The sequence below is a fragment of the Actinomadura sp. NPDC048032 genome, assembly GCF_040653175.1.
Classification (GTDB): domain Bacteria; phylum Actinomycetota; class Actinomycetes; order Streptosporangiales; family Streptosporangiaceae; genus Spirillospora; species Spirillospora verrucosospora.
The window spans coordinates 1-12392 of the sequence record NZ_JBEZJP010000019.1 but is presented as its reverse complement, the minus strand read 5'-3'; the positions used below and the strand labels follow the sequence as shown (position 1 = coordinate 12392).

11 protein-coding genes are annotated in these 12392 nt (G+C 74.2%); 7 read left to right on the top strand and 4 right to left on the bottom strand.

What is annotated here, in order from left to right; translation table 11 throughout:
- The first annotated feature begins 23 nt into the window (after positions 1–23).
- The 4 genes from AB0C69_RS04845 to AB0C69_RS04830 all read left to right on the top strand — a co-directional run bounded on the left by AB0C69_RS04845 (position 24) and on the right by AB0C69_RS04830 (position 3503).
- The gene (locus AB0C69_RS04845) at positions 24–1187 is read left to right on the top strand and encodes a glycerate kinase (RefSeq protein WP_360349838.1); all 1164 of its coding nucleotides are present in this window, start codon (positions 24–26) and stop codon (positions 1185–1187) included.
- Positions 1188–1341: 154 nt separating this feature from the next.
- Positions 1342–2457 carry an alanine dehydrogenase gene (gene ald / locus AB0C69_RS04840; RefSeq protein ID WP_345174612.1) on the top strand — a complete coding sequence of 372 codons (1116 nt, stop codon included), beginning with the start codon at positions 1342–1344 and terminating at the stop codon, positions 2455–2457.
- A 69-nt stretch (positions 2458–2526) separates the two neighbouring features.
- A complete protein-coding gene (locus tag AB0C69_RS04835) occupies positions 2527–3117 on the top strand; it encodes a histidine phosphatase family protein (RefSeq protein WP_345174610.1) in 591 nt (196 codons plus the stop codon).
- Between the two features lie 86 nt (positions 3118–3203).
- Positions 3204–3503 (top strand): metal-sensitive transcriptional regulator, encoded by a 300-nt coding sequence (locus AB0C69_RS04830; RefSeq protein ID WP_089312530.1) that lies wholly within the window; start codon positions 3204–3206, stop codon positions 3501–3503.
- On the opposite strand, the gene AB0C69_RS04825 is transcribed toward AB0C69_RS04830, so the two are convergent.
- On the bottom strand, positions 3487–4035 hold the full coding sequence (locus AB0C69_RS04825) for a MarR family transcriptional regulator (RefSeq protein ID WP_360349833.1): 549 nt from the start codon (positions 4033–4035) through the stop codon (positions 3487–3489). The two genes, AB0C69_RS04830 and AB0C69_RS04825, sit on opposite strands and share 17 nt — an antisense overlap.
- A 130-nt stretch (positions 4036–4165) precedes the next feature.
- On the opposite strand from AB0C69_RS04825, the gene AB0C69_RS04820 reads away from it, so the two are divergent.
- The gene (locus AB0C69_RS04820) at positions 4166–5710 is read left to right on the top strand and encodes a DHA2 family efflux MFS transporter permease subunit (RefSeq protein WP_353835703.1); all 1545 of its coding nucleotides are present in this window, start codon (positions 4166–4168) and stop codon (positions 5708–5710) included.
- A 1-nt stretch (position 5711) separates the two neighbouring features.
- Here the strand turns inward: AB0C69_RS04820 and AB0C69_RS04815 are convergent, their stop codons facing one another.
- The 3 genes from AB0C69_RS04815 to ggt form a co-directional block, all read right to left on the bottom strand.
- Positions 5712–6578, bottom strand: coding sequence for an oxygenase MpaB family protein (locus tag AB0C69_RS04815; RefSeq protein WP_360349830.1), 867 nt, complete (start codon positions 6576–6578; stop codon positions 5712–5714).
- A gap of 85 nt (positions 6579–6663) precedes the next feature.
- Positions 6664–7026 (bottom strand): divalent-cation tolerance protein CutA, encoded by a 363-nt coding sequence (gene cutA / locus AB0C69_RS04810; protein ID WP_360349827.1) that lies wholly within the window; start codon positions 7024–7026, stop codon positions 6664–6666.
- A 52-nt stretch (positions 7027–7078) separates the two neighbouring features.
- Positions 7079–8977 carry a gamma-glutamyltransferase gene (gene ggt / locus AB0C69_RS04805; protein WP_360349824.1) on the bottom strand — a complete coding sequence of 633 codons (1899 nt, stop codon included), beginning with the start codon at positions 8975–8977 and terminating at the stop codon, positions 7079–7081.
- Between the two features lie 382 nt (positions 8978–9359).
- Here ggt and AB0C69_RS04800 point away from each other — a divergent pair, with 382 nt between their 5' ends.
- Complete coding sequence (locus tag AB0C69_RS04800; RefSeq protein ID WP_360349821.1) at positions 9360–11309, top strand: amino acid permease; 1950 nt, start codon at positions 9360–9362, stop codon at positions 11307–11309.
- A 228-nt stretch (positions 11310–11537) separates the two neighbouring features.
- The gene (locus AB0C69_RS04795) at positions 11538–12371 is read left to right on the top strand and encodes an NUDIX hydrolase (RefSeq protein ID WP_345174594.1); all 834 of its coding nucleotides are present in this window, start codon (positions 11538–11540) and stop codon (positions 12369–12371) included.
- The last annotated feature ends 21 nt before the right edge of the window (positions 12372–12392 follow it).

Here is a 12392-nt window from a genome sequence, read left to right as displayed (position 1 = left end):
CCGGCGTGAAAGGCGTGGCTGTGGTGTCCGCGGACTCTCCCTCCCACCCGTCCCCGCCAGGTCACGTCCTGCTGGCGCCTGACAGGTTCCCGGGAGCGCTGACCGCGGCGCGGGCGGCGCGGCATCTCGCCGCCGGGCTCCGCCGCGCGCGTCCCGGCGTCGCGCTGGTGGAGCTGCCCGTGGCCGACGGCGGCGACGGCACCGTCGAGGCCGCGGTGGCGGCCGGATGGCGGCGCGTCGAGGTCGAGGTGTGCGGGCCGACCGGCCGGCCGGTGACGGCACGGCTGGCGCTGAACGGCGCCAGCGCGGTGGTCGAGCTGGCGGAGGCGTCCGGGCTGCGGCGGCTGCCCGGCGGCCGCCCGCGCCCGCTCACCGCCTCCAGCCTCGGCACGGGGCAGCTGCTCGCGCACGCCGTCCGGCTCGGCGCGCGGCGGATCGTCCTCGGCCTCGGCGGCGGCGCGTGCACCGACGGCGGCGCGGGCCTCGTCCAGGGGCTCGGGGGACGGCTGCTGGACGCGCTCGGCAAGGACCTGCCGCCCGGCGGAGCGGCGCTGCGCTCGCTGCACGCCCTCGACCTGCGCGGTCTACCCGACATGTCGGGCATCGAGGTGGTGGTGGCGGGCGACTCCGCGGGGCCGCTGCTCGGCCGCACCGGCGCCGCCGCGGTGGACGGGCCGCGCCGCGGCGCGAACCGCGACGAGGTGCGGCTGCTGGACGCGGGCCTGCGCCGGTGGGCCGACCTGGCCGAAGCGGCGGCCCGCAAGGCGGCTCGCGACCTGCCCGGCGCAGGGACGGCGGGCGGCGTCGGGTTCGCCGCGCTCACCTTCCTCGGCGCGACGATCGAGCCCGGCCCGGCCCTGATGCTCGACCTGCTGGGCTTCGCGGAGAAGGCGCGCGGCGCGCGCCTGGTCGTCACCGGGGAGGGCGTCCTGGACACCCGGTCGCTGCGCGGCAGCGCACCCGTCCACGTCGCCCGCGCCGCCGCCCGCGCGGGCGCGCCCGTCGTCGCGGTGGCGGGCCGCCGGGGCCTCACCGGCGAGCAACTGCGCAAGGCGCGGATCCAGGCGGCCTACGCGCTGGCCGACATCGAGCCGGACGACGAGCGCCGCGTCCGCCGCGCGGGCCCGCTCCTGGAGCAGCTGACCGTCGCGATCGCCGACGAGTGGCTCCCCCGGGGCGCCCCGTAGCCCGGACCGATCCAACGGCCGCGCTCCCCGATCTTCCTTTACACAGTGTCGCCGAAAGGCCCGATGCCTTGACATGGTGCACATAGCCGGGCATCGCCGCCGCCCCGCACGCTGGAGGCGTACATCCTGGTCAGCGTTGACGGAGGAGCTCCCGGTGAAGATCGGTGTACCGCGAGAGGTCAAGAACCACGAGTACCGGGTGGCGATCACCCCGGCGGGGGCGCACGAGCTCACCCGGCACGGTCACGAGGTGTTCGTGGAGCGGGGCGCCGGGACCGGCTCGGCGATCCCCGACGACGACTTCGCCGCCGCGGGCGCCAAGATCCTCGACGGCCCGGACGAGGTCTGGGCCGAGGGCGAGCTGATCCTCAAGGTGAAGGAGCCGATCGCGCCCGAGTACCACCGGATGCGCGAGGGCCAGATCCTGTTCACCTACCTGCACCTGGCCGCGTCCCGCGAGTGCACCGACGCGCTCCTGGCGGCCGGCGTCACCGCGATCGCCTACGAGACGGTCCAGCTCCCGGACCGCTCCCTGCCGCTGCTCGCCCCCATGTCCGAGGTCGCCGGACGCCTCGCCCCGCAGGTCGGCGCCTACAACCTGATGTCGTTCAACGGGGGGCGCGGCGTCCTGCCCGGCGGCGTGCCCGGCGTGGCGCCCGCCAAGGTCGTCGTCATCGGCGGCGGCGTGTCCGGCCTCAACGCCGCGCAGATCGCCGTCGGCATGGGCGCGGACGTCACCGTCCTGGACGTCGACGTGGACCGGCTGCGCGAGATCGACGCCGTCTACCAGGGCCGCCTGCGGACGCTGGTGTCCAGCGCGTACACGGTCGAGCAGCAGGCCCTCGCCGCCGACCTCGTCATCGGCGCCGTGCTCATCCCGGGCGCGCGGGCGCCCAAGCTGATCTCCAACGAGCTCGTGGCCCGGATGAAGAGCGGCTCGGTGCTGGTGGACATCGCCATCGACCAGGGCGGCTGCTTCGAGGACTCCCGTCCCACCACGCACGCCGACCCCACCTACCGGGTGCACGGCTCGACGTTCTACTGCGTCGCGAACATGCCCGGTTCCGTCCCCAACACCTCCACCTACGCCCTGACCGGCGTGACGCTCCCCTACGCCGTCCAGATCGCCGACCTGGGCTGGCGGCAGGCCCTGCGCGCCGACGCCGCCCTCGCCCGCGGCCTCAACGTCCACGCCGGCACGCTGGTCTACGACCACGTCGCCGAGGCCCACGGCCTGCCCTGCACCCCTCTCACCTCGATCCTCGACTGACGCCCTCCCCCGTCCTCTCACCGTTCCGGGGGGTTCTTCGAAGGCGGCCCGCCGGGTAGACAGGCGGGCATGGGTGAACTGATCTTGGTGCGGCACGGCGAGACCGAGTGGAGCCGGGCGCGGCGGCACACGGGGCGGACGGACCTCCCGCTGACCCCCCGGGGCGAGGAGCAGGCCCGCGCGCTGCGCGGCGCGCTGGCGGGGCGGACCTTCGCGCGGACGCTGGTCAGCCCGGCGGAGCGGGCGCGGCGGACCGCCGAGCTCGCCGGGATGCGGACGGACGAGATCGACCCCGACCTGTGGGAGTGGGACTACGGCGGCTACGAGGGCGTCAGCACCCGGGCGATCCGCGAGGAGCGGCCGGGCTGGTTCCTGTGGGACGACGGCGTGGTCCCGGGCGACGCCGACCATCCGGGCGAGACCGTCGAGCAGGTCGGCGCGCGGGCGGACGCGGTCCTCGCGCGGGCGCGGCCGCTGCTGGCCGGGGGCGACGTCGCGCTGGTCGCGCACGGCCACGTCCTGCGGGTGCTGACGGCACGGTGGCTGGGCCTGGAGCCCGCGCGCGGGCGGCTGTTCGCGCTCGACACCGGGACCGTGTCGGCCCTCGGCTCCGAGCACGACCGGCCGGTCGTCAGCGCGTGGAACGTGCCCGCACCCTGAGGCCTCCCACCGCATAAGGTACCTGTTGGGGGATGTCCCCCAGGGGTACCCAGGGCGAGCGCCCCCGACGGATTGCGAGGACGGAGATGGCGACCAGCGAGACCCCCACCCGCGGGTACACCGCCACGAAGGACCAGCTGCAGACGCGGCTCGCCCGCATCGAGGGCCAGGTGCGCGGCATCGACCGGATGGTCGAGGAGGACCGCTACTGCATCGACATCCTCACCCAGATCAGCGCCGTCCAGGCGGCGCTGGACAAGGTGGCGCTCGGCCTGCTGGACGGGCACGTCCGGCACTGCGTGGCCGAGGGCGCCGAGGAGGGCAAGGGCGAGGCGATGTCGACCGAGCTGATGGCGGCCGTCGGGCGGCTCATGCGCCGCGGCTGAGGCGCCCGCCCGGGCGGCCGCCCTCGGGGTCCCGCTCCCGCGGGTCCTCCGGCTCCGCGCGCTCCATGGTCTCGACGAGCACGCGCCAGCCGTGCAGGAACGGCGCCCGCTCCTCGGGTGCGAGCGTCTCCAGCGTGACCCGCAGCGGCCGCAGCCGCCGCCAGGCGAACCGCTCGGTCGCCTCGCGGTGCCGCTCGCTCAGGCTGATGATCATCCGCCGGCGGTCCCGCTCGTCCGGGCGCCGCTCGACGAAGCCGCCCCGCTCCAGTTCCCCGACCAGCTGGCTGACCGTGGCCGGACTCAGCGCCATGTGCCCGGCGAGCACGCCGACGGGGACCGGGCCGTGCAGCACCAGCTGCATCAGCGCCGGGACGTGCCGGGGGCCGAGCCCCGCCGCCCGCACCTCGCCGATGAGCTCCTCGGCGTCCTCGCGGCCGCCCTTCAGACCGCGGACGAGCCGGCCCAGGAGCTGGATCATCGTCTCCAGGTCGGCGTCGACCGACGCGTCGGCACCGAACCCTTCCTCGGACATACCTTGAAGTTCAACACATTTCGTGATGCACTGCAAAATATTGAACTTCAAGGCGTTTCGCGCCTTGACCGGCGGGGGCACGGGGCAACTGTCGGAGCCGCGGTGGGACTCGACGCGAGGGGGCCGCACCATGACCGAAAGCCCGGCCGCGAAAGTGGCGCCACCCGGCGGCGCCGGCGGCGGCGAACGGCTCGACCGGCAGACGATCGTCCTCGGCCTGGTCATCGTGTCGGGCACCCTCATGGCGATCCTCGACACCACGATCGTCAACGTCGCGCTGGAGACGCTCGGCCGCGACTTCGACACCGGACTGTCGACGATCCAGTGGGTCATCACCGGCTACATGCTGGCGATGGGCACCGTCATCCCGCTCACCGGCTGGGCCGTCGACCGGTTCGGCGGGCGCCGCGTGTGGATGACCTCCATCGTGCTCTTCGTCCTCGGGTCGGCCCTGTCGGGCGCGGCCTGGAACATCGAGTCGCTGATCGTCTTCCGGGTCGTGCAGGGGCTCGGCGGCGGCATGCTCATGCCGACCGGCATGGCCATCCTGACGATGGCGGCCGGGCCGCGCCGGATGGGCCGCATCATGAGCATCGTCGGCGTCCCGATGCTGCTCGGGCCCGTGCTCGGCCCCGTCATCGGCGGGTGGCTGGTCCAGGACGTCGACTGGCGCTGGATCTTCTTCGTCAACCTGCCCGTCGGCGCGCTCGCCTTCGCGCTCGCGTGGTGGAAGGTGCCGCACGGCCGGGGGGAGCACGCGGCGCCCGGGATCGACCTGCGCGGGCTGCTCCTGCTGCCGCCCGGGTTCGTCCTGCTCATCTACGGCCTGTCCACCGCGAGCAGCGGCGGCGGCTTCGGCCGCCCGGCCACGATCGCCTGGCTGGCCGGCGGCGTGGCCCTGGTCGCCCTGTTCGCGCTGCACAGCCTCCAGCGCCGCGAGCGCGCGCTGATCGACGTGCGGCTGTTCGCCGACCGGACGTTCGCGACCGCGGCCGCCGCGGTGTTCTTCGTCGGCATCGCGCTGATGGGATCGATGCTGCTGATCCCGCTGTACTACCAGATCGCCCGCGGCGAGGGGGCGCTCGCGGCGGGCCTGCTGCTCGCCCCCCAGGGCCTCGGCGCCGCGACCGCGATGCCGCTCGCCGGGGTGGTCACCGACAAGCTCGGCGCCGGGCGGATCGTCCCGGTCGGCATCGTCGTCCTGGTGCTCGGCACCATCCCGTTCGCGACGGTCGGCGCGGACACCCCCTACTGGCTGCTCGGCGGCGCCCTCTACGTGCGGGGCCTCGGGCTCGGCTGCACGATGATGCCCACGATGTCGGCGGCGCTGACGACGCTGGGCCGGGCGGTCGTCCCGCGCGCCAGCAGCACGCTGAACATCATCGTCCAGCTCGGCGGGTCGGTCGGCACGGCGCTGCTCGCCGTCGTCCTGTCCCGGCAGATCAGCGACCGCATCCCGCAGGCGGCCGGCGGCGGGGGCGGCGCCACCAGCGGCATGGGGCAGATCCCCGAGCGGGTCCGCGAGCAGTTCGCGCCCAAGCTGGCCGACGCGTTCGCGCACACGTTCTGGGTCGCGCTCGTCCTTACCGCCGTGCTGATCGTGCCCGCGCTGCTCCTCCCCCGTCACGGCGCCCGCGACCACGACTCCGTCCCGGACGCTCCCCCCATGGGGTGATTCAGGAGGCGATCGACCAGGTGGCCTGGCCCGTCTCGCGCTCGCGCGTAAGGCGCCGGGCCCGCCGCGCGTCCGGCGAGTACCGGAACCGCTCCGGGACGACCTGCGTGGTCCGGTAGAGGCCCTTCAGCGTCACGGTCGCGGCCAGGTCGGAGGTCGGCAGCCCGGGCAGCCCGTACATGCGGCGCGCCCAGCGCGGCAGCGTCGACACGACCAGCACGCCGAGGCCGGGCGCGGCGAGCTTGAGCGGCAGCAGCGGCCGCGGCACGGCGGGGCTGAACATGCGGCGCAGCCCCTCGCGCGCCTCCCGGCAGGCGAAGATCTGCCGCCGCATGCCCTCGTAGTAGTCGCGCATGTCCGCGACGGTGGCCGGCACGTCCGCCGGGTCGAGGCCGACGACCGCGGCCGCGCGGCGCTGCTCGTCCACGAACGCGTCGGCGTCGCGGGCGGTCAGCGGCACCCCGGCGCGGCGGGCCACGTCCAGGTAGGAGTCGACCTCGCCCATGTGGACCCACAGCAGGTTCTCGGGGTCGTCGACCGGGAACGTCTCGCCGGTGCGCATGTCGAGGCCGGTCAGCTTGGAGTGCAGCAGGCGGACGCGGCGGCCCACCCGCTCGACCTCCTCGTGCGTGCCGTAGGTGCGGACGCGGACGAACTCGACCGTCCGGACGAGCCGCGCCCACGCCGCGGCGGGGTCCATGAGCTCGGAGTTCTGCGCGGTGCCCCACATCGTGCGCGGATGCAGGGCCTGGAGCAGCAGCGCCCGGATCCCGCCGACGATCAGCACGGGCTCGCCCATGACATGCCAGGTCACCGACCCCGGCCCGAACAGGCCGTGGTCCGGCCTCTCCTCGCTGGCCTCGCGCATCCCGACCGCCTTCCGCCGTCGCGGCCGGGCGCGCCGCCGGGCCGCGTAATCGAAGGCTTACCCTGCCATGACGGCCGTCACACGATCAATCCCGGTCGTCCTCCGCGATCGCCTCGTCCTGCTCCCCGGGCTCGGTCTGCTCGGTGATCCAGGCGAGGTAGTCCATGCTGCCCGCCACCACCGGCGTCGCGATGATCTCCGGGGTGTCGTAGGAGTGCCCCTCGGTGATCAGGGAGGCCAGCTCGTCGAACCGGTCGGCGGAGGTCTTGAACAGCACCATCCACTCCTCGGCCGACTCGATCTCCCCCTCCCACCAGTAGGTGCTGGCGATCGGCCCCACCAGCTGCGCGCAGGCCGCGAGCCGCTCGGCGACCGCCGAGCGGGCCAGCTCGGCCGCCTCCGCGCGGGAGTCGGTCGTGGTCGTCACCTGCACGTATGAGTGCGCCATGGCACGACTCCTTCCCGCTCGCCGGGTGGGCACGCCCCCGGGTAGGCAAGTGTCAACGGGCCGGACGGACGACGAGCGCGCTGCCGCCGCCCCGCCGTGTCGGCTCGGCGACCGCCTGGACGAGCCCGGGCCGCAGGAACTCCAGCCCGGTCGCGGCGCCGATCACGCCCCGCGGCGGACCGGGGAACAGCTCCAGCCGGTGCCCGCGGGCGGCGAGGTCGCGGCCGTACCGGTCGATGAACGCCTGCTCGGCGAAGACCTGCGGGGTGTTGCGCTGCGTGGCGCGCGGCGCGGCGAGCGCGGCGGGCAGGTCCATGCCGAGGTCGATGCGGTTCACCAGGATCTGCAGCACGGTGGTGATGATCGTCGAGCCGCCGGGCGTGCCGACGGCGAGCCGCGGGCGCCCGTCCACGAGCACCAGGGTCGGCGCCATGCTGCTGCGCGGCCGCTTGTGCGGGCCGGGCAGGTTCGGGTCGGGAGCCTGGCCGGGCGCCGGCGGCTGGAAGGAGAAGTCGGTCAGCTCGTTGTTCAGCAGGAACCCGCGCCCCGGCACGGTGATGCCGCTGCCCCCGAACTGCTCGATCGACAGCGTGTAGGACACGACGTTCCCCCACTTGTCGGCGACGACGAGGTGGGTGGTCTGCGGGCCCTCGAACGCCAGCGCCCTGGTCTGGGTGCCCGGCGGGACGCACGGCTCGTAGCGGCCGTCGGGCGAGCCGGGGGCGACCGGCGCGGCCGCCGCCTGGTCCGGCCTGATCTGGCAGGCGCGCTCGCGGGCGAACCCGGAGGACAGCAGCTCCTCCAGCGGCACGTCCACCTTGTCGGCGTCGCCGACGTAGCGGCCGCGGTCGGCGTAGGCGAGCTTGGACGCCTCCAGGTAGTAGTGCAGGGCCGTGACGGGGTCGCGCGGGTCGAGCCGGAAGTTGCCGAGGATGTTGAGCGCCTCGCCGACCGTGGAGCCCCCGGACGACGACGGCGGCATGCCGTACACGTCCGTCCCCCGGTAGGGGACGTGGGTGGGCTTGCGCGGCACCGCCCGGTAGGTGTCGAGGTCGCCGCGCTCCATCAGGCCCGGGCGGACCTCGCGGGTCGCCTTCGGGTCCACCGGCGGCCGGGCGACCGTCCTGACGATCTCCTTGCCGAGCCCGCCCTCGTAGAACCAGCCGGTGCCGCGCCTCGCCAGCTCCCGGTAGGTGCCGGCGAGGTCGGGGTTGCGGAACACCGAGCCGACCTCGGGCACCTTCCCGCCGGGCAGGAACAGCTCGCGGGTCGGGACGATGTCGCGGAAGCGCGCCTCGTTCACCGCGGTCTGGTCGTGGAACTCCTGGTCGACGACGAAGCCGCGGTCCGCGACCCTGATCGCCGGGCGCAGCAGGGCGCCGAGGTCGCGGCTGCCGAACCGGCGCAGGGCGAGGTCCCACTGGGCGAGCGTGCCGGGCACGCCGACGCTCAGGCCGCTGGTGACGGCCTGGTCGAACGGCAGCGGCTTGCCCGTCGCGGGGTCGAGGAAGGAGTCCTGGCGCATCCGCCGCGGCGCGAACTCGCGGCCGTCGAGCGCGTACACGCGGCGCGTCCTGGCGTCGTAGTACGTGATGAAGCCGCCGCCGCCGATGGCCGACACGTACGGCTCGGTGACCCCGAGCGTCGCGGCGGACGCGACCGCCGCGTCCATCGCGTTGCCGCCTCGCTTGAGGACCTCCAGCGCCGTCCGGCTGGCCTCCGGGTCGACGGTGGAGACCGCGCCGCCGAATCCGGTCGCGACCGCCTGCTTGGCCGGCGGGGCCGGCGCGGGCCTCGGGACGGGCGCGGCGCCCGCCGCGGCGGGGACGGTGAGGGACGCGGCGGTCGCCAGGGCGGCCACGGCGGCCGTGCGGCGGCGGATCCGCGATCGTCCCGGCGGCGCCGGCGGGCGAGGCGGGGACGTGTGCGAGGGCGACGGGGAGCGCAACACCGGACCTCCAGACGAACGCGGCGCCCCTACGGTGCCATCGATCTTCGGCCCGCGCCAGCGTCCGCACCGGCCGACCCCGGTCGCGCCCGGTCCCGGAAGGCCGCGCGCAACAAAGATCATTAAGCGCTTTCTCCATTGGAAATGAGGCGTATTCGCTCGGAACGCTCCACCAGAAAGGGATTCGGTCTCCCTGTGCCGAGCGTGAGGGATCCGCTGCGACACGTCGCCGACCTGCGGGGGTTGGCAGGATCCGACAACCGCCTGACCACACTAATCACCCACAAAACGTTGCTATTTTGCCCATACTTGGTGAATTCTTAGGGACTTCAGCAAGCCGTCACCTCGCGAACAGCGGCGCGGGTTCAGGCCTGGGGGATCACCTATGACCTTGGACATGCGCATGCGCAACAACATGTTCCGCCGGCTGCCGGTCGAGCAGGCGACCGGCCGGCTCTACGGCGGCCGGCACCGGCTCCGCGTGGTGTACCGGACCCGCGACCTCGTCGTGCTCGGCCTCGGCGTCATGATCGGATCCGGCATCTTCAAGATCGCCGGCGAGCAGGCGTCCTCCACGGCGGGGCCCGGCGTGCTCGTGTCGTTCCTCATCGCGGGCGGGGTGTGCGTGCTGGCGGCGCTCGCCTTCGCCGAGCTCTCCTCGATCATCCCGGTCGCGGGCAGCGCGTACTCCTTCGCCTACGTCGCGTTCGGCGAGATCTGGGCGTGGGTCGTCGGCTGGGCCCTGATCATGGAGCTGCTGCTGGCCGCGTCGGTGCTCGCCCGGGTGTGGTCCCTCTACGCGACGCAGGCGCTGCACGACTTCGGGGTGCCGATCCCGAGCGGGCTCGGCGACCTGATCGGCCAGCAGAAGGGGCCGGACGTGTTCGCGCTCGGCATCCTGCTGCTGGTCGTCCTGATGCTCGCCGGCGGCAGCCGGATGAGCCTGAAGACGCTGTGGTTCATGGTGCTGGCCAAGGTCATCGTGATCGGGCTCGTCATCGCGACCGCGCTGAAGTTCTTCCACCCCGGCAACCTCACCCCCTTCCTGCCGCCCTCGCAGCCCGCGCCCGCGGGCGACAAGACGGTGCTGGACGCCGTGCTCGGCGCCGTCGGCGGCGGCACCCCGCACGTGTTCGGGACCTGGGGCATGCTCGCGGCGGCGCCCGCGATCGCCTTCGCCTACATCGGGTTCGACCTGATCGCGACGGCCTCGGAGGAGACCGACGACGCGCCCCGCAAGGTCCCGCGCGGGATCATCACCGCCCTGGTCACCGCGATCGTGCTGTACGTGGCCGTGGCGTTCGCGCTGGTCGGCATGATGGGGATGGACGGCATCGCCAAGCTCAACCCCGACAAGCTGCTGCTCGCCGCGGCCTTCGACTCGGTCGGCGCGGGCGCGATGGGCAAGATCGTCGACGTGGGCGCGATGCTCGCGCTGACCACCGTGATCCTGGTGCTGATGATCAGCCTGACCCGGGTGGTGTTCTCCATCTCGCGCGACGGCCTGCTGCCGCGCCCCCTGGCCGCGATGAGCCGCTACAAGGTGCCGTCCCGCGCCACGCTCGTCGCCGGCGGCGCGGCGATCGTCATGTCGCAGACGGTCGACGTGCTCACGCTGGAGCAGCTCGTCGTGATCGGCACCCTGTTCGCGTTCCTGTTCGTCGCGGCGGCGGTGCTGGCGCTGCGCCGCTCCCGGCCCGACCTGCACCGCCCCTTCCGGATGCCGGCGGCGCCGCTGGTCGTCCTCGTGGCGATCGTCGCGGTGGGCTGGCTGATGCTGAACCTGAACGTCCAGACCTGGGGGTACTTCGCCGTCTGGATGGGCGTCGGGCTCGTCCTCTACCTGGTCTACGGGCGCCGCAAGAGCCAGATGAAGCTCCTCCTGGACGCGCCGCCCGAGCGCCCGCCCGCCGCGCGGCTGGCCCCGGCCCCGCCGCCCGGCATGGCGCCCCCGCCCGGTATGACACCCCAGCCCGGCATGGCACCGTCTCCGCACATGGCGCCTCCGCCCGGCCCGCGGGACGTCCACTCCTCCCCCGGGCCCTACGGGACCGGGACCTGGCCCGCCGAACGGCGCCCCGGAGCGCCCGAGAGCCCCTACCCGACCGGCCGGTACTCGACGGGACGGCAGCCGGGCGGCCAGTTCGCCCGCGACCCCCGCCATCCCGGCGAGCGCGCCCCGGAGCGGTACCCCTCCGCCCGCTCCGACGATCCGTACACCCTCGATCCGTACACGCTCGATCCGGGCACCTCGGACCCGTACGGCCCGCAGGGCGGGAGCGGTCAGAGCGGGGAGCACCAGGAGCCGCCGCACGGCGGCCGCCACCGCCGCTGAGGCCGCACCGCAGAACTTCTGTTTTGTGAAGTTCCGCCCAAACCCGGCCCGCTGAACGACGGGCCCGCCGAACGACTCAGGGCGCCGCCCCCTCCCCGGGGCGGCGCCCTCGTCTCGTCTCCGGAGGAAGGGACTGGACAGCGGACCCCGCCCGGGTTATGTTCTTCTCATACAGAGATGAACTCAACTTGAGACTTACTCAATCCGAGATCGACGGGAGGCGGGCGGATGGGCCCGGAGCCGAGGCGCGACGAGAGCGACTTCCTCGCGAACTACGACCCGCGCGACTACGACCCGGTCGCCGTGACGGTGGACGTGGTCGCCCTCACCATCCGCGACGGCGCCCTCCACGTCCTGCTCGTGCGGCGGGGGAACGCCCCCTACGAGGGGATGTGGGCGCTGCCCGGCGGCTTCGTCCAGGCGGGCGGCCCGCTCCAGGGAACCGACGCCGAGGACCTGCCCGACGCGGCCGTCCGGGAGCTGGCCGAGGAGACCGGGCTCAGCGCCAAGGGCGGCGCGCTCGGCCGGGTCCACCTGGAGCAGCTCGGGACCTACGGCTCCCCCGGCCGCGACCCGCGGATGCGCGTCATCTCCGTCGCCTACCTGGCGTTCGCGCCCGAACTGCCGGACCCCGAGGCGGGCGGCGACGCGGCCGACGCCGCGTGGTCGCCGGTGGACGCGCTGGGCCTGGCCGACTCGGGGCGCCAGCGCCCCGGCACCACCCGCCGGCTGGCGTTCGACCACGCGCGGATCCTGTCGGACGGGCTGGAGCGGGCCCGCGGGAAGCTGGAGTACACCCCGCTCGCCACGGCGTTCTGCGACGGCGAGTTCACCATCCCCGAACTGCGCTCGGTGTACGAGGCGGTGTGGGGCGAGGAGCTGCACGCCGGAAACTTCCACCGCAAGGTCCTGTCCGTCCCGGGGTTCGTGGAGAGCACCGGCGCCACGTCCGACCGCGGCGGCCGCCGGGGCGGCCCGCGGCCCCGCCTCTACCGCGCGGGCGACGCCCGGCTCCTGCACCCGGCCCTGCTGCGGCCCAGCAGGGAGGAGGAGATCAGATGAGCGAAGCGAACCGGGGGGTGT

What these genes read in the sequence shown, in the direction of transcription:
- AB0C69_RS04835 (WP_345174610.1), top strand. Translation starts at nt 2,527, where the DNA reads ATGGGTGAACTGATCTTGGTGCGGCACGGCGAGACCGAGTGGAGCCGG.
- AB0C69_RS04830 (WP_089312530.1), top strand. Translation starts at nt 3,204, where the DNA reads ATGGCGACCAGCGAGACCCCCACCCGCGGGTACACCGCCACGAAGGAC.
- AB0C69_RS04825 (WP_360349833.1), bottom strand. Translation starts at nt 4,035, where the DNA reads ATGTCCGAGGAAGGGTTCGGTGCCGACGCGTCGGTCGACGCCGACCTG.
- AB0C69_RS04820 (WP_353835703.1), top strand. Translation starts at nt 4,166, where the DNA reads ATGACCGAAAGCCCGGCCGCGAAAGTGGCGCCACCCGGCGGCGCCGGC.
- AB0C69_RS04815 (WP_360349830.1), bottom strand. Translation starts at nt 6,578, where the DNA reads ATGCGCGAGGCCAGCGAGGAGAGGCCGGACCACGGCCTGTTCGGGCCG.
- cutA (WP_360349827.1), bottom strand. Translation starts at nt 7,026, where the DNA reads ATGGCGCACTCATACGTGCAGGTGACGACCACGACCGACTCCCGCGCG.
- AB0C69_RS04800 (WP_360349821.1), top strand. Translation starts at nt 9,360, where the DNA reads ATGACCTTGGACATGCGCATGCGCAACAACATGTTCCGCCGGCTGCCG.
- AB0C69_RS04795 (WP_345174594.1), top strand. Translation starts at nt 11,538, where the DNA reads ATGGGCCCGGAGCCGAGGCGCGACGAGAGCGACTTCCTCGCGAACTAC.